This window comes from Borrelia hermsii DAH (assembly GCF_023035675.1).
GTDB classification, from domain to species: domain Bacteria; phylum Spirochaetota; class Spirochaetia; order Borreliales; family Borreliaceae; genus Borrelia; species Borrelia hermsii.
Window position 1 is genome coordinate 603,047 of record NZ_CP073136.1, and the last position, 22,727, is coordinate 625,773.

General features: G+C 29.2%; 16 protein-coding genes and 1 pseudogene. 10 read left to right on the forward strand and 7 right to left on the reverse strand.

Annotation, left to right across the window (positions count from 1 at the left end):
• The first annotated feature begins 104 nt into the window (after positions 1-104).
• The 3 genes from dnaE to recG are packed head-to-tail and all read left to right on the forward strand — an operon-like array spanning position 105 to position 6,204.
• Positions 105-3,548 carry a DNA polymerase III subunit alpha gene (gene dnaE / locus bhDAH_RS02920; protein ID WP_012422336.1) on the forward strand — a complete coding sequence of 1,148 codons (3,444 nt, stop codon included), beginning with the start codon at positions 105-107 and terminating at the stop codon, positions 3,546-3,548.
• Between the two features lie 11 nt (positions 3,549-3,559).
• Complete coding sequence (locus tag bhDAH_RS02925; protein WP_012422337.1) at positions 3,560-4,132, forward strand: YggT family protein; 573 nt, start codon at positions 3,560-3,562, stop codon at positions 4,130-4,132.
• Positions 4,133-4,140: 8 nt separating this feature from the next.
• The gene (gene recG, locus bhDAH_RS02930; protein ID WP_012422338.1) at positions 4,141-6,204 is read left to right on the forward strand and encodes an ATP-dependent DNA helicase RecG; all 2,064 of its coding nucleotides are present in this window, start codon (positions 4,141-4,143) and stop codon (positions 6,202-6,204) included.
• A gap of 2 nt (positions 6,205-6,206) precedes the next feature.
• Here recG and bhDAH_RS02935 read toward each other — a convergent pair whose 3' ends face one another.
• Positions 6,207-7,001, reverse strand: coding sequence for a M15 family metallopeptidase (locus bhDAH_RS02935; protein WP_012422339.1), 795 nt, complete (start codon positions 6,999-7,001; stop codon positions 6,207-6,209).
• A gap of 550 nt (positions 7,002-7,551) precedes the next feature.
• On the opposite strand from bhDAH_RS02935, the gene bhDAH_RS07715 reads away from it, so the two are divergent.
• The 4 genes and pseudogenes from bhDAH_RS07715 (at position 7,552) to murD (ending at position 11,038) form a co-directional block, all read left to right on the forward strand.
• The gene (locus bhDAH_RS07715) at positions 7,552-7,629 is read left to right on the forward strand and encodes a hypothetical protein (protein WP_229045105.1); all 78 of its coding nucleotides are present in this window, start codon (positions 7,552-7,554) and stop codon (positions 7,627-7,629) included.
• 136 nt (positions 7,630-7,765) lie between these two features.
• Positions 7,766-8,134, forward strand: a pseudogene (locus tag bhDAH_RS07635) (MATE family efflux transporter); the annotation flags it as partial.
• A 180-nt stretch (positions 8,135-8,314) separates the two neighbouring features.
• On the forward strand, positions 8,315-9,658 hold the full coding sequence (locus tag bhDAH_RS02945; RefSeq protein ID WP_012422340.1) for an MATE family efflux transporter: 1,344 nt from the start codon (positions 8,315-8,317) through the stop codon (positions 9,656-9,658).
• Positions 9,659-9,682: 24 nt separating this feature from the next.
• Positions 9,683-11,038, forward strand: coding sequence for a UDP-N-acetylmuramoyl-L-alanine--D-glutamate ligase (gene murD, locus bhDAH_RS02950; protein ID WP_012422341.1), 1,356 nt, complete (start codon positions 9,683-9,685; stop codon positions 11,036-11,038).
• Here the strand turns inward: murD and bhDAH_RS02955 are convergent.
• Complete coding sequence (locus tag bhDAH_RS02955; protein WP_012422342.1) at positions 11,035-12,084, reverse strand: lipid II:glycine glycyltransferase FemX; 1,050 nt, start codon at positions 12,082-12,084, stop codon at positions 11,035-11,037. The genes murD and bhDAH_RS02955 overlap by 4 nt on opposite strands.
• Before the next feature lie 21 nt (positions 12,085-12,105).
• Positions 12,106-14,304, reverse strand: a complete 2,199-nt coding sequence (metG, locus tag bhDAH_RS02960) for a methionine--tRNA ligase (RefSeq protein ID WP_257722525.1) — start codon at positions 14,302-14,304, stop codon at positions 12,106-12,108.
• A 106-nt stretch (positions 14,305-14,410) separates the two neighbouring features.
• Here metG and pta point away from each other — a divergent pair, with 106 nt between their 5' ends.
• Positions 14,411-15,469: a phosphate acetyltransferase gene (gene pta, locus bhDAH_RS02965; RefSeq protein ID WP_012422344.1), complete on the forward strand. Its 1,059-nt coding sequence runs from the start codon at positions 14,411-14,413 to the stop codon at positions 15,467-15,469.
• Here pta and rsmA read toward each other — a convergent pair.
• Together rsmA and bhDAH_RS02975 are read right to left on the reverse strand one after the other, a co-directional pair.
• Positions 15,440-16,297, reverse strand: coding sequence for a 16S rRNA (adenine(1518)-N(6)/adenine(1519)-N(6))-dimethyltransferase RsmA (gene rsmA / locus bhDAH_RS02970; protein ID WP_144033206.1), 858 nt, complete (start codon positions 16,295-16,297; stop codon positions 15,440-15,442). The genes pta and rsmA overlap by 30 nt on opposite strands.
• Before the next feature lie 6 nt (positions 16,298-16,303).
• Positions 16,304-17,578, reverse strand: coding sequence for a ComEC/Rec2 family competence protein (locus bhDAH_RS02975; protein ID WP_012422346.1), 1,275 nt, complete (start codon positions 17,576-17,578; stop codon positions 16,304-16,306).
• 114 nt (positions 17,579-17,692) lie between these two features.
• Between bhDAH_RS02975 and bhDAH_RS02980 the strand changes: the two genes are divergently transcribed.
• The gene (locus tag bhDAH_RS02980; protein WP_012422347.1) at positions 17,693-18,400 is read left to right on the forward strand and encodes a CPBP family intramembrane glutamic endopeptidase; all 708 of its coding nucleotides are present in this window, start codon (positions 17,693-17,695) and stop codon (positions 18,398-18,400) included.
• 13 nt (positions 18,401-18,413) lie between these two features.
• A complete protein-coding gene (locus bhDAH_RS02985; RefSeq protein WP_012422348.1) occupies positions 18,414-20,345 on the forward strand; it encodes an AMP-binding protein in 1,932 nt (643 codons plus the stop codon).
• A 30-nt stretch (positions 20,346-20,375) separates the two neighbouring features.
• Here the strand turns inward: bhDAH_RS02985 and argS are convergent, their stop codons facing one another.
• Positions 20,376-22,130, reverse strand: coding sequence for an arginine--tRNA ligase (gene argS / locus bhDAH_RS02990; RefSeq protein WP_012422349.1), 1,755 nt, complete (start codon positions 22,128-22,130; stop codon positions 20,376-20,378).
• Positions 22,120-22,713, reverse strand: coding sequence for a hypothetical protein (locus bhDAH_RS02995; protein WP_012422350.1), 594 nt, complete (start codon positions 22,711-22,713; stop codon positions 22,120-22,122). The genes argS and bhDAH_RS02995 overlap by 11 nt, the downstream gene beginning before the upstream one ends.
• Positions 22,714-22,727: the final 14 nt, after the last annotated feature.

Consider the following 22,727-nt stretch of genomic DNA (forward strand, 5'->3'; position numbering starts at 1 on the left):
GTGGTTTGAGTTTAATATTTAAGGATTTGTTATTCAATGTTTTGGGTTAGGTTGAGGTATATCTATTAAAAGTCAAGTTTTGTTTTGGTAAGATAAGTATAAGTATGGATTTAAAAGTTGATTTTGTGCATTTGCATGTGCATTCAGATTATTCTCTCTTAGATGGAGCTGCCAAGATTACAGATATTGTGGCAAAGGCAAAAAAATGCAATATGTCTCATATTGCATTAACAGATCATGGCAATCTTTTTGGTGCTGTTAGGTTTTACAGAGAAGCAAAAAGGGTAGGAATAAAACCCATAATTGGTATTGAAGCTTATATGTCAAGTATTTCAAAGCATATCAAGAAAAATGATGAGTTTGGAAAACCTTATTATCATTTGATTCTTCTTGCAAAGAATGAATTGGGCTATAAGAATCTATTGAAACTGACAAGTATTTCTTATCTCGAGGGATTTTATTATCGACCAAGGATGGATAAGGGTGATATTGAAAAGTATTCCGAAGGACTTATTTGCACGTCTGCATGTATTGGTGGGATTATTCCTCAGTTAATTCTTGCAAATAGATTTGATGATGCAAAGAATGAAATTCTTTGGTTTAAGAGTATTTTTGGTGATGATTTTTATCTTGAGCTTCAACGTCATGGGATTAAACAACAGGATATAGTTAATGAGAAGTTAATTTCTTATTCTAGAGAGCTTAATGTCCCATTGACTGTGTCTAATGATTCCCATTATGTAAATAGAGGGGATGCAACAGCACAAGATATTATTGTCTGCATTGGAACGGGTGCTAAGAGAAGCGATCCTAATAGACTTAAAATGGAGACTGATGAGTTTTATATTAAATCTCAAGAAGAGATGTGTGAACTCTTTAGGGATTTGCCAGAAGCTTTAGCAAATACTTTAAAGATTGCTGAGAAATGTAATGATTTTGAGATTAAATTTCCAGGTCCTATTTTTCCTGAATATCAGGTTCCTAGTGAGTTTGATACTCTTGGTCAATATTTAGAGTATTTAACACTTGAAGGTTTAAAATTTAGGTATGCAAGTATAACTGATAGCATTAAAGAGCGTGCTTTTTATGAACTCTCAACAATTATTAAGATGGGATTTGAAGCGTATTTTTTAATTGTTTGGGATTTTATTAAATTTGCGCATGATAATGGCATTCCCGTTGGTCCTGGGCGCGGCTCTGGGGCTGGTTCTATTGTTGCATATGCTCTTAGAATTACTGATATTGATCCTTTGAAATATAATTTACTCTTTGAGAGATTTTTAAATCCTGAACGTGTATCTATGCCTGATTTTGACATTGATTTTTGCTTTGAAGGTAGAGATGAGGTTATAAAGTATGTTACAAGAAAATATGGTGAGGATAAGGTTGCGCAGATAATTACTTTTGGAACCTTAAAGCCTAAGGCTGTATTTAAAGATGTGGGTAGAGTTCTAGATATTCCTTTTGCAGAGTCTAATGAACTTACTAAGCTTATTCCCGATGGGCCAAAGGTTTCCTTAAGGGAAGTTTTTGAGGATGGGTCTTTAAAGGAATATTTAAATAAGGGAGCTGTTTATAATGAATTAATGGAAGCGGCGCTTGTTCTTGAAGGCATGAATAGACATGTCTCAACTCATGCGGCAGGCATTGTGATTGCTAGAACTCCTTTAACAGATTATGTTCCACTTTATAAAGATTATAAGCAAGACACGGTTTCTACACAGTATACTATGGACTTATTAGAAGATTGTGGTCTTGTAAAGATGGATTTTCTTGGACTTAAGACATTAACTTTAATAAAAAATGCAGAAAATCTTATTAAGATTACTAATCCTGATTTTAGTATTGCTAATATTTCTGATAGTGATGCTAAGACTTTCAAGATGCTTTCTGAAGGGCGTAGTGCTTCTGTTTTTCAATTTGAATCTGAAGGTATGCAGCAAGTTTTAAGGGAAGCAAAACCAGATAGTATTGAAGATTTAATTGCTTTAAATGCACTTTATCGCCCAGGTCCTATGCAGTTTATACCTCAATTTATTGCGGCTAAGACGGGAACTAAGCGGATTAAGTATCCCCATCCAGATTTAAAAGAAGTTTTAAGACCAACTTATGGAGTTATTGTTTATCAAGAACAGGTGATGGAAGTTGCAAAGATTATTGCTGGGTTTTCTCTTGGGAAAGCAGATATATTAAGACGCGCTATGGGGAAGAAGAAAGAAGATGAAATGAATAAGATGAAAGTCGATTTTATAAAAGGTGCTCTTAGTAAAGGTTATGATGAAACTCTTGCAAATGATATATTTGAACTTTTAAAGCCCTTTGCAGGTTATGGCTTTAATAAATCGCATGCAGCTGCATATTCTTTAATAGCTTATCAAACAGCATATCTTAAGGCCAATTATCCTGAAAATTTTATGGCTGCCAACTTAACCAATGAGATTAATAATACTGAGAAACTATCTTATTATATTGACGAAGCAAAATCGATGGGAATTGATGTTTTAAAACCCGATATAAATCAGTCTTTTAAAGAATTTCGTATAGTGGGGCATAATATTTCTTATGGTCTTAATGGGATTAAGAATATTGGGGGTTTAATAGTTGATCTTATAATTGCTGAGAGGCAAGAGAATGGGGAATATAAGTCCTTTGAAGACTTTATTAGAAGAGTAGATGATAAGGTTATAAATAAAAAATTTCTTGAGGCTGCAATAAAGTCTGGACTTTTTGATAGTCTTGGTCAAAATAGAAAAACACTTTTTGAAAATCTTGATAAGTTAATAGCTTTTGTAGCAAAAGATAAAAATGATAAAAAACTTGGCCAGAATAGTTTGTTTAGCTCTCTTGAATCCCAAGATGTTATTGTGGAAAGTTTTAGTTATCATGTATTTGAGGAATATTCTTATCCTGAACTTTTAAAATTTGAGAAGGACCTTTTAGGTTTTTATGTATCTGGGCATCCTCTTGATCCTTATAAATCTGAACTGAAACGCTTTACAAACTTTAATATTTTAGAAGATCTTGCTGTGAGAAAGAATACTATTGTTAAATTTGCTGGTAGTTTAAGTACGGTAAAGGTTATTCATACTAAGAAAAATAATGCTCGAATGGCCTTTGGAGTTATTGAAGATTTTAAAGGTGTGATTGATATTGTAGTTTTTACTGAAAGTTATGAAAAGTATAGACATTTATTGATTGAAGGTGATGTGATTGGTGTTATAGGTAAGCTTACATTTAATAGAGATAAGTTTTCAATAGTCGTTGAAAAAGTTTTAAGTATTAAAGGGAATGCTGTTAATAAAATTAATAATCTTCATATTAAATTTTCTAATGAAGGACTCAATGATTCCCATCTTCTTTATTCTCTAAAAGATAAAATCTTTGCTCTTGAAGATAATACTGGATTTTCACATGTTTATCTTTATTTAAAAAATGATGATAAAAGCTTGAAGCTTAAAATGGACTTGACTTTAAGCTTTAAACCTGATGAGTCTAAGCTTAATGAGTTGAGATGTCATAAGATAGTGGAGGATATTTGGTTTGATTAGGAGGATTAGTTGTGATAATAGAGACTTTAATTGTATTTTTAAACATTTATAGAATTTTAATTTTGGTTAGAATTCTTCTTAGTTGGCTTGTATCCTCAGGAATTAATACTAGTGCGTTTTTTAGATTTATATATAATTCAACAGAACCATTTTTATCTATTTTTAGAAGGATTAGGTTTTTTAGGATTGGCATATATGATTTTTCGCCCATTGCAGCTTTAATTACTATTACAATAGTTGAGAGAATGTTATCTTATGGTGATTATAAACTGTCTACATTTGTTATATTGTTTATTATTGAAGTTTGGGGAATATTGAGAAGTGTTTTTTTTGCTCTTATTTTTTTCTTTGTTTTGAGGTTAATATTTTTGGTTTTACATCTATTTGATGATACTGATTTCATGAAAAGCGTTGATTCATTGTTAATGCCCCTGTCTGTTAAGATAAACAATATAGTTACAGATAAGCATATGTCTTATGCTATTAGTTTAATTGTGGCAGGAGCATTGTTATTGGCATTTATAATCATTTGTGAGCAAGCTATATGGGCTATTAGTATTCTAGGCTTTTATTTACCTTTTTAGGAATTTTAGTGTTTTTACATGAATTTAAATATGACCTGCAAGGTATAAGTGGCCTTGGTAAGAAAGGGCTTGAGAGATTAAATAGTCTTCACATTACAAATATCAGAGAACTTATAGAATATTTTCCTAAAAAATATGAGGATCGTAAAAATATAAAAACTTTCCCAGATTCACTGGAGGTGAGAAATTGCGAACTCATGACAGTTTTTACTGTTTTAGAACATAGAGATTTTGGAAATAATTTTAAAAGGAATTTAAAACTTATAGCTCAGAGTGAAAATAATGAGATATTTGAAATTCTTCTTTTTAATAGGGGATTCTTGGAAGGGGTTTTTAAGGTAGGTCAAAAATTTTATATTTATTCTAAGTTCAATTACAACGATTATACTCAGATGTGGAGTTGCTCTAATTTTGATAGTGAAGTGTTTAGTTGTAATCCTGAAAGATTTAAAAAAATTATACCAGTTTATTCTCTTAGCGAAGGACTAACTTCTAAGAAAATATCGTCTTATGTAAAAGAAGCCCTTGTTTATTTTTTAAAGTTTGGGCAGTCAGACGTTCCTGAATTCTTGATAAATAAGTATTCATTGTTGCCCTTTCATGAGGCTTTAAATGAGATTCATTTTCCAAGTTCATTTGAAATGCTTGAAAAGGCAAAAAAGACTTTGATTTATAGGGAGATTTTTTTGCTTCAGTTTTTTTCAAGAGGAAAAAGTTCTGTATTTTTCTTAAGGAAAGAAAGAAATTTACCTAGGAATTTGCTTGATCAAATTATTTTAAAACTTCCATTTAAGCTTACAAAAGATCAAAGAGTTGCAATTGATGAAATAATTAATGATCTTGAAAGTAATAAGCCAATGAATAGATTATTGCAAGGTGATGTTGGAAGTGGGAAAACCATTGTTGCTTTTCTCTCTAGCATTCCTTTAATTGAAGCTGGATATCAAGTTGCGTTGATGGTGCCTACTGATCTTTTGGCGCGGCAACATTATAATAATTTAGCAAATATATTAAAAGATTTTAATGTTTCTATAGCTTTTTTAACTGGTAGTTTAAAAAAGAGAGATAGAGATGAGGTTTTAGAGAAAATTCAAAGTGGAACTTATAGTTTAGTAATTGGAACTCATGCTATTTTTTCTCAGGGAACAAAATTTAAAAGATTAGCTTATATCATTATTGATGAACAGCATAAATTTGGTGTTGAGCAGAGAGAGGAGCTTAAAAATAAGGGAGAGGAGGTTGATGTGCTTTTAATCTCAGCAACTCCTATTCCTAGAAGCTTAGCTTTGACCCTTTTTGGCGATCTTGAGATATCTTTAATTAGAAGAGGTCCTGCAGGTCGAATACCTGTTACTACGTATTTAGCAAAACATGGCAATGAAGAGAAGGTATATGAATTTTTAAAAAATGAACTTGCAAAAGGACATCAGGTTTATTTTGTTTATCCCCTAATATCATCTTCACAGAGGTTTAATTTAAAAGATGCTACTAGTATGTGTTTAAATCTTAAGAATATTTTTGTTGAGTATTCTGTTGAAATGATTCATTCTAAGCTTGAATCTCATGTTAAGGAAGAGATTATGCATGATTTTTACTTAAAGAGAATAGATATTTTAGTTGCAACGAGTGTTATTGAAGTTGGTATTGATTGCCCAAATGCGACTTGTATGGTAGTAGAGCATGCTGAGCGTTTTGGACTCTCTACTTTGCATCAGATTAGAGGACGTGTTGGTAGAGGTAGCTTAAAGTCTTTTTTGTTTTTGCTTTATAAGGAACCTTTAACAGAATCGGGAAAATTTAGACTTAAGACTATAAAGGAAAATATAGATGGATTTAAAATAGCAGAGGAAGATCTTAAATTAAGAGGTCCTGGCAATTTATTTGGTCTTGAGCAAACTGGTTATTTAAAACTTAAGATAGCTGATTTTATTGAAGATAGAGAAGTTGTAAGATTGATTAGAGAAGAACTTAATATGTTTTCTTTAAATAAGGCTTATTATAATAAATCAGATATTGAATTACTTGATAGTCTTTTACTCTCATATTTAAGATCTGTTGCTAAAGAGAGTTAATATTAATTTGTATATTTTTGAATTAACCGTGAAAGTTCTTTTTTATTTTCATGCCAAAATTTGAGAAGTTTATATTGTAAATTGTTGAAATATTTTTTTTGTAAGATACAAGCTTGTTTGCCAATGTACATGTAATGCCAAGGTTCTGGTTTATAACCAGTTTCTCTTTCATGATTCTTTGGATACGATAATGAGAATCCATGTTTTAATGAATTTTCATAAAGCCATTTACCAGCTTTTGTATTTAGTAAATTATCATCTATTTTTATAAAATCTATGGTTGTTCCTAGTTGGTGTTGTGAGTGATCAGGAGTTGCTGATTGGATTGTTGCTATCTTAAGTCCGTAAGTTTTTACGTTATATTCAAATAAAAATTTTTGATATTCTCTTGTTCTGTATGCTGATACTATTTTTATTTGTAAGCCATTTTTTTTTCCTGCCTCTACAAGACTAATTAAGTCATCTATTAATATTTTTCTTATCCTTAAGTTTTCTTTTCCAATATTTTTTAATTCTTTGAAATCTTTTAAATAAACTAAATCAGTTGGGTTGTATTCTTTAGGAATCGGGATTTTTTTATTTACAAGTATTAAGAGATCATTCTTTTCTGCTTCAAGCAATGGGTTAAGCTCTTTTATAAATTGAATAGGATTGTCCTTTATTTGTTTTTGATAAGATTTATCTAAAGTTTGTATAGTTTGAAGTACGATTTTTAAGTCTTGTTTTGATATTGAGTTTGCTTTTAAAGTCAAGTTATTAACTAATAGTATTAGTGAAAGAATATTTAATGATCTCATTGGAATGTAATTATATTATAGTTTGTTTTTGTTATGGGAGTAATTTTTAAAATTTTATTGATGTTAAGTTTAAATTTAGTTTATAGAAATAATAAACTAAATAAAATATATTAAATAAATTTGATAGTTATTATTCAATATTAAGAGAGTTATTGGTATTAGCCATCTCTGCAGCTTGTGAGACTTTTTATTTCAATTGGTGCATTTTAATAATTGGATTTTATGATTGCTTATTTAGGTCTTGCGCAAGTGCCAGGAACCTTTCTTGTTAATAGGATAATTTTTCTTTGTTTGATTGTTATATTGGCATTGAGTTTAGTGTTTATGCTTTTCAGGCGTTTTCTAAGGGAAATTTACACATATTAAGCAAGCGCTTACTTATTCTTTGCTTCTTGGAACAATTATTGGAATTATTTTTATGTATCCTTTATTTTCTCAAGGGAGATTATTAAGCTATTCGTAGAAGAAAAAGTATTAAAATTTTAGAATGGATTATTTAAGGATTGTTTTTGTTCTCTATATTTTTATACCTTATTCTTTTTTATCTGCCATGGGTTTTAATAGTATTAAGGACGTAAAGATACCTTTAGTTATTACTATATTTGTTGTATTAATGAATATTATTTAAATTACATTTTGATTTTTGGGTTTAAGATGGGAATAATTGAAGCAAGAGTATGTTACTTTGATTGCTAGAATTATCTAAAGGGCAAAAAGTATGTTAGGGCATTGGGAATGTTTGGGGGGTTATTTTGTGATTTTTGGTGGTCTTTATTCTTTGCTTAATATCTAAAAGTTGTGCCTATTATTTTAGTAATTTAAATTATTATGAACTTGTTAGCACCTTTATCTTTATTTTTGCAAGTATTGTTGTTTTTGAGAGTTTTAAAGCTCACAGATACTTAGTGGTGTTTTTAGAAGCTAGTGGAATTCCTAATGTTTGTTTTTGTATTGAGGCAGGAGTAATTGTTTTTTATACATTGCCAGTTGTTTATTTGGGGGGTACAAATTTTAGATTGTAATTAATAGTTTTTATTGTCAATCTTGAAGAGATCATTAAAAATATATCTATTGTAATAGAGTTTTTTAAAGATAATTGGATAAGGGAAATTCATTTTGAAGAACTGATTTAATTTTTAAAATGCACTATAATGACAACTAGGGTATTGTATGAGCTATGAATTTAAAATTTATTTTGATTTCTTTAATAAAGGAATTCCCTCTATTTTTCTATAGTATGTTTGTTTAAACTCGAATTCGTTTGTTTTTTTGACAATTTGAAAATTTGCTGTTTTTGTATTTAGGGGGAGGTTATGTATTCATTAAGTAAATTCAAGAAAAGCAGTGTGTATCAAGATATTTTAAATATTGCAATCCCAACAACCATTGAATTCTTTTTATTTAATGTTGTTGCATTTACAGATAATATTATGGTGTCTTATCTTGGCGATTATCCTGTTGTTGGGGTTTCTCTTGCAAATAAATTTTTCGAACTCTTTAGTACTATTGCTTTTGCCGTAATGGGAGCTTATAATATATTGGCAACAAGGCAATATGCCCAAGGTAATATTGCTGGTTTTAAAAATACATTTTTTATTAGCATTTTAATTCTTCTATTTTTTTCCTTTTTATTTATAGTAATTTCATTATTTTATTCATATTTTTTTCTTGGATTATTATCTGATGACTTATTAGCTATTTCTTATGGAGTATCTTATCTTAATATTGCTGTTTATTCTTTTATATTTGCAGTTGTTAAGGGAATTATTGCTAATTCACTAAAAGTTGTTAAAATAACTAAAATTCAAATTGCTACTTCTGTTATTTCAGTTATTTTGAATGTGGTTTTTAACTATTTATTTATTTTTGTGCTTAATATGGGAGTAGTTGGTGCTGCTATTGCAACTACGTTGGTTCGCCTGATTGAGCTTATTTTTTATCTTATTTATACTGTTTTTAATACAAATTCACATTTTTATCTTAAGCTTGAAAATTTAAAAATCAATCCTGTGATATTTTCTGAGTTAATTAAGGTTTTTGTTCCAATTTTTTTAAATGATTTTATTTGGTATTTGGGATATTTTGGTTTAATTGCGATCTTTTCAAGAATTGATACGGCTAAGTATGCGGCTTATAGTATAACTTTTTCTATTTATTTTATTGGATTTAATATAATTCATGCTTTTTGCTTTGCTGTTAATATTGTGATGGGACATGAGATGAATAATGATAAAGAAGAGATAATGTCTGTTGCGATATATTTGAGCAAGATAGGTTTTGTTTTGGCTGTTTTGACTTCTTTCATAATGTTTGCTTTGTCATTTATAGCCCCCCATATTTTCTATAAATTGGAGTATGCAGATCTTATGGGAGTTATGCTAAGATATTATTCTATTTCAGTATTTTTTACATCACTTGCGTTTCAATATTTATTTGGGTTTTTCCGTGCAGGTGCATCTCCAAATTTTGGAGCTATTATGGAAGGTTCTGTAACTTTTATTTATACAATTCCTATTGCATACTTTTTAGCAAAGTATACGCAGACCCCATTTGAACTTATTGTCTTTATTCCAACTCTTGAAGATGTAATTAAGTTGGGTATTTCTCTTCCTTATTTTTATAGTACTAAGTGGATTAAGTCTATTAAAACAGGTTGATTATTTTGTTATAATACTGATGCTGTGTATTTAAATGATATAAGAGGTAAAAATTTTTTGATTATGGGCTTGGGGCTTCATGGAGGAGGTCTTGCTGCTGCTAAATTTTTGTTGAAACATGGCGGTAATTTGGTAATTACTGATTTAAAGAGTGAGTTGGAATTAAGTCCAAGTATTAAGTCCTTGAAGCAATTTAAAGATAAAGTTCGATATGTTTTAGGATATCATGATGAGGATGATTTTAAGAGCGCAGATATTGTTATTAAAAATCCTGGTGTAAGCTTTGATAATAAGTATTTAAAGCTTGCAAAAAGAGTTGAGACCGATATTAGTTTATTTTTAATGTTTAATCAAAATCCGATAATTGCTATTACAGGAACTAAGGGAAAATCTACACTTGCATCTCTTTTGCATAAGGTTTTAGTTGCTAAGTATCCGAATTCTAAGCTTGGAGGTAATATTGGGATATCTCCTTTAAGTTTTTTAGATGAACTTGATGGAACATCGCCTATTGTTTTAGAACTTTCTTCTTGGCAATTACATGATCTTGAAAATTTGTGTCCTATTATTAGTATTATTACAAATATTTATTGTGATCATCAAAATTATTATTCAAATTTTGATAGCTACATAGCAGATAAGTCAAAAATTTTTATAAATCAAAATTCCGGGATTTTGATCTCTCAGGATCAAGCTTATTATAATTATTTTTATAAATTTAAATCTAAATCCAAGCTCATTTTATTCTCAGAAACTGTGCCTTTAAACTTTAAAAATGATATTTTTTATTTTGAGATGGGTAAAGTTTATTTAAATAATAAAGTGATGGGTACTCTTAGTGACTCAAGAATTGTGTTATTGATCTCTAAAATGATCACCGTTTTTATTGCAAGTTATTTACGTTTGGATTTAAGTGTTGTATCTAAGATTTTGACTGATTTTGATGGTATTGAACATAGGTTAGAATTCGTAAGGGAATTTGAAGGTGTTAAATATTATAATGATACGGCATCAACAATTCCTGATTCTACAGTTTTGTCTGTTAAAAGTTTAAGGCCCTACGGAGGATTGATTAATCTTATTACTGGCGGGACTGATAAAGGGCTTGATTTTGCAGTTTTTGGTGAGATTTTAAGTATGGTTAAAACTTGGATCTTATTAAGAGGAAGTGCTACTTTAAAGATTATTAAATTTTTAGAAGATAATAATCTTCATTATTTTATCTTCTCTTCTTTAGAAGAATGTGTTTATTATGCTAAAAAAAACTCTATTCGGGATGATATAGTTTTATTTTCCCCAGCCAGTGCTTCTTTTGAGCTTTTTAAGAATGAATTTGATAGAGGACTGCAATTTAAGAATTTAGTGAGTATTATGACTTAAAATCTTTTTTTTATGATTTTATAGTAGATGTATCTTAGTATTTCAAGAATGCTATAAACTTTATATAAAAATTTTTTGTACACAAAGTCATAACATCCAATTCTATGAATAAGTTTTCCCCCAAATCCAGTCTTGAATTGAAATAGACCAAATAAAGGGTGTTTTGCATCAGCAGTTGGAGGAATTCCTAGAAGATCATATTCTTTTATTGAAAGACTTTTAAGCATTTGTATTGTCTTAAATTGTACAGCATAATTTGGCATTAAGTGCCTATTTGATCTACTTGAGGCACCGTAGAGATATGTAGCCTTGTCTTTATATATTCCAACAATAATTCCAGATATTAGTTGTTCATTGTGTAATGCAATTATTAGTTTGATTTTGGAATTTGTATCTTCTGTGAATGCTTTTATTAAGTTTTTTATATAATCTTTTGAGTGAATAGCGAATTTATCTCTTTGGGCGGTTTCTTTATGAAGTTTATAAAATTCATCAAAATATTTAAAATCATCATCTATAATGACTTTAATATTTTTTTTGCTGCTAAGGTTTATATTGTATCTTGTTTTCTTTTTCATCTTAGCTTTAATGGCATCTAATGAATCTTGCAAATCTAGTATGGTTGTATTTGATGGTTGTATGTCATCGAATGATTTTTTAAGATTTTTAAATTTAAGTTTTAGTGGAATATAGTCTTCTTTTAAGCTTCTTGTGGTATAAAACATTAAATCATATCGTACAAATATGGTATTTTTATGTAAATATTGCCTTATATCTTCACTAAATTTTTTGATTTGGGTATTAAGTTCATATGCATTAATTTCTTCAATTTTCTTATTTGAAAATTCTGGATGGGCGATGTAACTTAAGTAAAGATTTCCAAAGATCTTTCTTTGCATCACAAGAATTTTATTAAAATGGTCACTACTTAATGCTATGGCTTTCCATGGACTTTTATTGCTTGAGGTTTTTTTTACAATTGTCCATAGTTTGCTTTGCAGATAATTTTCATTTAAGCTTTCTATTTGAGTTTTTTTAATATTCATTGATTTTTCTTGATTTAAGACTTAATAGACCTTTCCATTTGGAATTTCTATAGATAGTATTTTTTCTTTAGAATGTTCTAGTATTAGGTTAATACCGTTTATTTTAAGTTCTCCATTTTCTGCTACAATTTGAGTTTTAAAGAATTTATCTATGCTGATCTTAGCTGGTGATTTTAATTCCTTGTAACTATCACTCTCAAGTATTATTCTCTCCCCAGGAATGGGATTATCTTTAAAATCTTCTACAATTATTACTTTAAAATTCTTATCCTTATCTTCAGTTGCAATTAGCATTCCTTCAGATTTTATTCCTCTAAATTTGGCAGGCTTTAAGTTATCTACTATTATTATGTGTTTCCCAATTAGTTCTTCTTCTTTGTAATAATCCGCAAGACTGCTTACAATTTGTTTGCCATCAGAACTTCCATCATTAAGTTTTAAAATGAACAGCTTTTCTGCGTCTGGATTTCGCTCTATTGTTTTTACTTGTACAACTTTTAAGCATACTTGTTCGCTAAATAAATTTATTGGATTTATTTGATTGCTTGTTTGTTCATCTTGCATGTTTTTGCTCCCTGAATATTTTAATTTTAAACTATTAATTAAGTGTTTTTCTAGTTTTATAAATAGTACTTCTGTGAACTGAATTGTACTTAATCCCAAATTTGTTCCTAAGAATCTGTTAGAAATTTCATAACTGTTTCCAAAAAATCTTCTTATTTTGTCACTTGTGTGCGGTATAAATGGTGAGATTAAGATAGATAGATCCCTTATTAAATATATTAAATTTAATAATAGTTCTTTTGTTTTTTGAGGTGTACTGTCTTTTGTTTTCCATGGTTCTTTATCTTGAAATATTTTATTACCTGTTCTTGAGATGTCAAGAATTTCTTTTAGGGCCGATTTTAGTTCGACTTGTTTGAAAAAATTTAGGGTTTTATCATATTTAAGATTGATTTCTTGCCAAAAATCTTCTTTTATTTCTATTTTGTCTATTTGGTCTCCAAAGAATTTTTTATAAAATGTTAATACTCGGTTAACAAGGTTTGAGAAATTTCCAATAAGTTCACTGTTTACCCTTTCCATAAAGTCATCCCACATAAATTGAAAATCAGATTTTTCAGGTCTGTTATAATATATATAAAATCGCCAAATATCAGAAGGTATGCCAGTGGTAATGACATCGTTTCCAAATATTCCAGTTCCTGCAGATTTTGAAAATTTTAAGTTTTCGTAGTTTAAATATTCGCTTGAAGCCAGTTTGCTTAGCATTGTCCAATTTTCCTTGCTCCCAAGTGCTATTGAGGGAAATATAACGGTGTGGAATAGAATATTGTCTTTTCCGATAAATTGCACTAAATTCGTCTCTTCATTATTTTTCCACCAGGATTCCCAATCTTTTGAGATTTCTTTTGTAATTGATATATATCCAATTGGTGCATCAAACCATACATAAAATACTTTATTCTCATATTCCTTTTTGGGTACTGGTATGCCCCATTTTAAATCTCTTGTTATTGCTCTCTCTTTAAGTCCATCTCTTAAGAATGCATTTGTTATTTTAATGGCATTGGTATTCCAGTTTGTATTTAGTTCGGTTATTTGCATCCAATGTGAAAGTTCATCCTTTATCTTTGGTAAGTCAATGTAGATATGCTTAGTTGTTTTTATAATGGGAATATTTTTGCAAATTATACATTTTGGATTTATTAAATCGGTTGGGGATAATAACTTAGAGCAGTTTTCACACTGATCCCCTTTTGCATTATTTCCACAATTTGGGCATTCGCCTGTTACATATCTATCTGCTAAAAACATTTGATCTTGCTTACAAAAAAATTGTTCACTTTCTTTCTCTGTGGTATAACCATTTTTTTCTAGCTTTAAGAATAAATCTTGTACAGTTTCCTTGTGGCGTTTGTTAGTTGTGCGTCCAAAAATGTCAAATTTAATGTTAAACCATTCATAAATTGATTTGTGTATTTCATAATATTTGTTGCAAAGTTCTTCAGGGGTAGTTTTTTCAATTAAAGCCTTAGTTTCTGTGGCTGTCCCGTATTCATCTGTTCCGCAGACGTAAAGTGTCTCTATGCCCATCATTCTTGAGTATCGTGCAAAAGCATCTGCTGATAAGACTTGTACTAAGTTGCCAAGGTGAGGTATGTTGTTAACATATGGCAATGCAGCTGTAATTAAGTTCTTTTTTTTCACTTGATTTATTGTTTCCTTTTTTGATGTACTATATTCATATTTTAATACTAATATAGGTTATTTTGTGCATTTTATTTATTAAATAATTTATGCTTTTATTAATGATAAATGTGATATGGAGAGTATTATGGGATCTTTTAATTTTAAAGATTATGTTTGTGGTAGAGCAAAAAGAATTGTGATGGAAAAGGGAGATAGGGCTAGTATAGTTTTTCCTGAGAGTATGGATGATAGGATTTTAAAGGCTACTATTTATATTTTAAAGGAAAAACTTGCAGGACTTGTGGTGCTTATTGGGTGTAAGGATAAGGTTTTTAGAAGATTAAAAGAATTTGTGGGCTTTAGTGGTGATATCTTAGAAATGATAAGAGTTATAGAGCCCAATTCTTTTAAAGATTTTAATAGATATTTAGATGAATATTTAAGTTTACGATACAGTAAGACATTAACTCTAAGTAAGGCTAGAGAGGAACTTTTAGATGAGATTGTTTTTTCTATGATGATGGTGAGACTTGGTGAGGTTAAGACTTGTGTATGTGGTGCTTTAGCATCTTCTGCTAAGGTTTTAAGGAGTGTGTTTGGAATACTTCCTAAGCTTAAAGAAACTAAATGTATATCTTCTTTTATGATTATGGATACTGGGAATGATTTTGGTCGGTTTGAAACTTGTTTTGGGTATGAGGGAATTTTAATGTTTGCTGATTGTGCTGTAATAATAAATCCTGATTCTATGCAGCTTGCAGAAATTGCAATACAGAGTGCAAATTCATTTAAAAATATTTTTAGCGCAGAACCAAAAGTGGCTCTTTTAAGCTTTTCTACAAAAGGGTCTGCTCATTCTGTTGAAGTTGAAAAGGTGAGGTGTGCCTTAGATATCGTTAAGAAAAAATGCATAAACTTACTTATTGATGGGGAACTGCAGATTGATGCAGCTTTAGTTAAAAGTGTTGCAGAGAAAAAATGCAGTGATTCCTTGGTTGCTGGTGCTGCAAATGTACTTATTTTTCCTAATTTGGAGGCTGGTAATATTGGGTATAAGCTTGTTGAGAGATTGGCCTTTGCTAAGGCTTATGGACCTTTTTTACAAGGACTTAAGAATCCCGTTAGTGATCTCTCGCGAGGTTGTTCTGTAGATGATATTGTATTAACAAGTGCATTGATGATTGGTAGTTAGTTTATTTGAAATAGCAATGAATTCTTTAACAGAAATCTCTTCAGGCCTTTTATCTAAAAAATTTTTTAAGAAATCTTCGTTAAGAATATTGTCGTCTGCAATAAAGTTAATGATCGTATTTTTAAGTTTTTTTCTTCGACTTGTAAATACTGTTCTAACTAATTTGTTGAATGCTTTAAAATTTTTAATTTCTTTCTTACACGGAATGAGTTTGAGAGTTGTTGATTTTACTTTAGGAATTGGATAAAAATTTTTTTTATCAATATCCATTATTTTAATTACATTAAAGTGTGATTGAACTAGCACTGTGAATGACGAGTAATTTTTATTTCCCTCTTTTGCAAGCATTCTGTCTGCTAGTTCTTTTTGTACTGTAAATACCATATGAGTTAAGATTTCATCTTCAATAAGCATTGATATTACTTTTGATGCAATGTTATAAGGTAAATTTGAAAATATTTTATTAATATTTTGTCCTTCTTGTTTATATGTCTTTAAAAAATCACCTTTTATTAGCTTAAAATTTTTAAGTTGTCCAAATTGTTCATTTAAAATTTCTGAGTACTTAGGATCAATTTCAAAGACTGTCAAGAAATTTGCTTTCTTAAGTAAGATAATTGTCATTGCTCCAAGTCCTGGACCTATTTCCCAGATTCTTTCATTTTCTTTGATTTCAAGCGCATCTACTAGTTTTTCTCTTATGTGCTCGTTAATTAAGTAATTCTGTCCCCATATTTTTCGTGGAGCTATATTTTTGCTTTCAAGCATACGTTTTATGCTGTTTATGCTGTTATAATTTATGTTCATAGATAATAAAATATAGCATATTGCTATTTAGTGTTTTACACTTTTGTTGCCGTATCTCTTTTCTTGTTCTAATTTATAAATTATGTAAAATATCGTTAGAATACTTAAGACTAAAAATATTCCTATATTATAATTTTGAATTACTGGAAATTTGCCAAAGATTATGGCTGTGTCTTTTATTGCCTTAAAGATATGAGTGTTAATTAGATCAAAGAATAAAAATAGATGCGTGTTGACCGTGTAGACACCTAAACTTAATATTGTTAGTATCAAAAATACTAGCATTAGGGGAGTAACTATTAGATTTGATAGTATTGAGATTGGCTGAAGATTGAGATCATTAGCATAAAGAATGGGAGCTGTTGAAACTTGAATTAAAAGTGTTGTAAAAATTGGAGATATGAGATTATTTAAGTTATATCTTTGATTAAGAGCAAGAGAGATTGATATTCCAAGTACTGCAAGATAAGATAACTTGAATCCTATTGAATTGAGTGTGTGTGGTAATATTATGGCATTTATTATAAAACTAATTGATAATGTACTAAGCAAATTAATTTTACCATATGTTAATTTATAGATCATAAGCGTTTCTATCATTATGAATGCTCTTAGTGCAGATGGTGAAAAGCCCGTTAAGATTAAATAATTGAGTAGTATTGCGCTTAGAATTAAATATTTTAGTTTTTCACTTTTAATGATATGGACTAAATAATAAAAAATGATATAAATTAGGTAAAAATGTAGACCAGATACCACTAAGATATGTGATATGCCTGCTTTTTGAAATAAATTACTCTCGTATTTTGTTATATTTGATTTATTGTTTGTTAGAATTGCTTTTGAAAAGTGAGAATATTTGATGCTGATTGAGTTTAAAAACTGATTTATTAGTTTATTGTATTTTTCCCTAAGCTTTACTAGCAGCGGTCTTTTAATAAGTTGCATTTTCTTATTTTGAATTTTGACGATATCTCCGATTTTGTATTTGTCTTCAATATTTTTGAATATGAATTTATATTTTTTCCCAAATCCATCTATTGATTCAATTTTGGTATTTGAGTATTTTTCAAAATAGGTAATGTTTGTTATTTGATAAACATTATCTTCAAGTCTTTTAAAGTTTAGACTAATCTCAAAGATGATCAGAAAACTTATACTAATCATGAATGTGAGTGACAAATGGGCATTTCTTTTGATTAAGAAAATTAACATTAAGATTAGATTTAAATATATTGGATTTAGTCTTAAGTAATATCTTATGAATAAATTTAATGCACTTATGATAAACAATAAAATCACTAAGAATCTCTTTTTAAGAAGTATATTTTAAATATATCAAAAATATATCAGATCATTTTTAGATTAATTATTATAAAGTTTGACAATCTTATATTTATGTATCTATAATTTATTATGACATTATTAAATAAATACCCTTTAAGGTATGCTTGTTTGGAGATTTTATTATCTTATTTTATAGTTTCTCGTATTTCTCCTTTTGATTATGTTGGCGTTGATCTTTGGAATTTTAGTATAAACCATTATTATTATTGGTTATATAGTGCTTTTTTAATTATTTTCATTATATATTTTGCTAAATTAACAAGTTCTTATGATTTTAGAGATGAGTTTTTTATTCCTGAATTTAAGCCCATTTTTATTTGTCAAGCATTTTTAATTTTTGTCAAGTTGCTTATTTATATTTTTTTTCTATTGATTATTTTATGTTTATGTATTTTGTATTGTTTCCCAGAATCATTGCGATTGTGGGTTGAAGCGGGTAGCTCTGGTTTTATGTGGAATATAGGCAGTAAGCAATCACTTGCTTTAATGGTTATTACTTCTCTTTTTACAGGAGGAGTTGAAGAATTGTTTTACAGGGCTTTTATTATTACTAAACTTAAACAGGTAGGGGTTGCTTCATTAATTGCAGCTTTTCTTGGTAGTATTATTTTTGCTTATGGACATTTTTATTATGGATTTATTGGGTTTTTCTTTGCATTAATTTTTGGGGGGATTTTATCCTATATATATTTGACACATAAGAATATATATTATTCGGTTTTTGTTCATAGTTTTTATAATATCTTTGTTAGTGTGTTGCTTTTTTTGTTAAATTAGTTAAGGAGGATTTATGCTGGATACTATACCTAAGCGCTTTAGGGAGATTGTGGGATTTTATGGTGATCTTGATATTTTTATTTATAAAGAGAATGAGTCTAAAGATTTTAAGAAACAGATATACTCTGATTTTTGGAATGAAGTTAAGAGGGCTGGATCTGGTCTTTTGCATTATGGGATTAAGAAAGGCGATAGAGTAGCTCTTATTTCTGATTCAAGAAGAGAGTGGATAATTATTGATATTGCTGTTATGAGCTTAGGATGTATTGATGTTCCAAGGGGTAATGATTCGTCTGATGATGAGTTAGCTTATATTATTAATCATTCTGAGTCTAGTTTTGTCTTTGTGGAGAATGCTAAACAGCTTCAAAAAATCATTGCTAAAAAACACGAGCTTAAATTTGTTAAACATGTTGTTGTTATTGATGATGATAAGCTTTATGAAGATAAATTGGGAAATATTACAATAATCTCTTATAAGAAATTATTGAGTGTGGGGTATGATTATTTAAAAGATAATCCTAAAATGTTTGATTCTGAGCTTGAAAAGGTTTCTGGAAAAGATATTGCTACTATAATATATACTTCAGGAACGACAGGATTGCCAAAGGGCGTTGTGCTTCGTCATGAATCTTTTATTTTTCAACTAGATAGGATTTCTAATTACTTACCAACACTTGAACCAGGGAAAATCATGATATCTATTCTTCCTCTTTGGCATTCATTTGAGAGAAGTTGTGAATATATAGTTACTCTTAATGGTATAGCAGTTGCTTATTCAAAGCCTATTGGGCCTATTTTACTTAAAGATTTTGCGACTTTAAATCCCCATGCAATTATTTCTGTTCCAAGGATTTGGGAAGGCATAAGGATTGGTATTATTAAAAGAGTATCAGAGTCATTTTTAAAGAGAATTTTATTTAATGTTTTCTTAAAAGTGGGAATCATTTATGTAAAGCTTAAGGAAAAATTTTTGGGATTTGTTCCTGTTTATAAGAAGTCGAATTTTGTAGTTTCGTTTTTTATGAAGGTTATTTATCTTGCTGGATTAATTTTGATTTTGCCTTTTAAATTTTTAGGATATGTTTTGGTTTTTAGAAAGATCAAGAAGGCACTTGGTAAAAGATTTGAATTTGGTATTTCTGGTGGGGGAGCTTTGGTAGATTATGTTGATTATTTTTTCAAAGCTGTAGGTATTGTAGTGCTTGAGGGTTATGGTCTTACAGAAACGGGACCTGTTTTAAGTGTAAGATGTCTAAGACGTCCTGTTGCAAATACTGTTGGTCCTTTGTTGCCCGATGTTGAATATAGAGTAGTTGATAGTGATGGTAATGCTTTACCTCCTGGTGAGAAAGGTGAACTTTGGGTAAGATCTCCTCAGGTTATGAGTGGTTATTTTAAAGATGAGGCTACAACAAGGGAAGTTTTAACAAGAGATGGTTGGTTTAAGACGGGGGATTTAGTTTGTGCAACAATGAACAATGAAATTTCAATTGTTGGAAGAACTAAAGATACAATTGTGTTAAGAGGTGGAGAAAATATTGAGCCTGAGCCTATTGAGAGAGCTTTATCAAAGTCTGTGTTTATTGAGAGTGTTGTGGTTGTCGGTCAAGATCAGAAGTTTTTAGGAGCTATTATTGTCCCTAATTTTGAAGTTCTTGAGAAGTGGGCTGGTTCTAATGGAGTATTATTTTCTTCTCGTGATGATTTATTATCTAATGAGTCTGTTAACAAACTTTATTCTAAATGTATTTCAGATATAGTAAATCCTAAGTCTGGGTTTAAGAACTTTGATAGAATCGTTGGATTTGTTTTATTAAAAGATTCTTTTGTTGTTGGTGAGGAGCTTACTAATACTCTTAAGCTTAAGAGATATTACATATTTGAGAAATATCATAAAAAGATAATGTCAATATTTAACAAGGATGACTGTGAGCTATTATGATGTAGACTTGTAAATTTAAATTTTTCAAATTTACATCTTTTTCATGTAGGGAATGTTAAGTAAATGCATACAGTTTTTTATTGTTTGTAGAACTGCTTTTGATAAATCAATTCTTGCATGTGTAAGTTCAGGTTTATTTTTATCTATTATTTTCGTGTCTTGATAGTATGTACTGAAGCTTTTTGCAAGCAAATAAGAATAGTTGGCTATTACTGAAGGATTACGATCTTTTGAAGCTTTAATTATATGTTCCTCAAATTCAGAGATAATCTTAATTATTTCCCATTCATTTTCATTTACTAAGAGATCAAAATTAATAGTTTCGTTAGATAAGTTTAATTCATCATATTTTTCAAGTATGCTATTAATTCTTGCGCCTACATATTGAATGTATGGACCTGAATTTCCAGTAAATGATAAACTTTCTTCTTTATTAAATAATATATCTTTGTGTATTGCCGTTTTGAGTAGATAGTAATGAATAGCTCCTAATGATATATTTAATGCTATTTCTTGGTAATCTTTTTTATCTGAATTTCTCTTTTTTATTTCTAGTATAATTGATTCACTTAAATCATGAATTAGATTGTCAGCATCAATTACATTGCCTTCTCTTGATTTCATTTTGCCTTCAGGTAGGTTGACCATGCCATATGATAAGTGCACTAGATTATTTTCTTTTGTAATTCCTAATTTATTTGCAACGTAAAATAAAGTTTTAAAATGGTGAATTTGTTCACTTCCAACTACATAAATCATTTCATCGAAATCAAATTCATTTTTTCTAGTTACTATATTCCCTAAATCTTGGGTTAGATAAATGGATGTACCATTAGCCCTTAAGAGTACTTTCTGTTTGAATTGTTGCTCAGAGATTTCATTCTTTTCTGTAGGTATATCAATACATATTGCCCCATCTTCTCTTTTATAGCATAAACCTTCTTCTAATCCTTTAAGTATAATTTCTCGTCCGATCTTAAATATTTCACTTTCAAGATAAATTTTATCGAATGTAATGTTTGTAAGCTTGTAGGTTGCTTTGATTCCTTCAATTGCCCATTGATTTAGTTTTTTCCAAAGTTGAACAGTCTTTTCATCTCCTTCTTCCCATTTACATAACAACTGTTGTATTTCATCTTCTGCCATTTCATTATTTTTTGCATATTCGTTGTATTTTACATAAAAATCACCGATTAAATGATCTCCCTTTTTCAAGGAAAGTTCAGGGGTTGTATTGTTGCCAAATTTTTTGTAAGCAAGCATGGATTTGCAGATATGTGTTCCCCTATCATTTATCAAATTGATTTTTGTTACCTGAGCACCAGAAGCTTTTAGTATTCTTGATAAGCTTTCTCCAATAATATCATTTCTAAGATGTCCTATGTGCAATGGTTTGTTTGTATTTGGCGAAGAAAATTCTATTATTATTCTTTTGTTTTTAAGTACATTATTTATTCCATATTTTTCTTTCTGTTCATTTACTTTCTTGATTGTATCTTTAATGTACTCTTTTCTGTTGAATTTTATGTTTAAATAAGGTCCCATTGCTTTGGTTGCATATTTATCCCCAATCTGTTTGATTATTTCTTCAGTAATTATAGATGTATTGAGCTTTAAGATTTTGCTAAATTCAAATATTAGTATTGATAAATCCCCCAGTTCACTTTTTGGAGGTTTTTGCATGATTATATTTATTTCCTCTAATTTAATACTTTCTCTTAATGCAAGCTCCTTTATTGTTTTGCTAATTATGTCTTTTAAATCTTTTTTTATTTTACTGTTCATTCTTTTTCCCTTTAATATTTATCAATATGTTAATTGAGAGAAAGATTAGGGATGCTGCTAGAAAAACATTTGAGCTATAAGCTTGAGTTTTTATTATATTACTATCTTTAATGATCGATAATTTAATATTGAAAAGCTGTAAGCTACCAGTATTTAGTATTTCTCTAAATACTGAAATTATTGCACTTAGTGATATGAATGTTATTATTGGTAATTTGGAGTATTTTAATATGCTTAATTGATCTTTTAAACCTTTAAAAGGTTCATTTTTGTGAAATGAAATTATTATAACTATTAAAATGGGGATTGAAAATCTTGAGTTTTCATAAAGAGTAGGAGTTACGTAGTACATAAATAGGTAAGTTAAACTGGTAACAATTCCTATTGTTAATAGATAGATTATTAATATTTGATTTCTTAATCCTATTTGTTTAATAATCATTGCTGGAAGTAAAATACATAGTGAAATCCAAATTGATATTATGGTTCCTTCTAAGAAATTTTTTGTATAGGAAAAAATTGGAAATAACATTAGGGATGTTTTTAAATATTTGTCGGTTATATAAAATGTTTTATTATGCATAAGATTTACCTTTA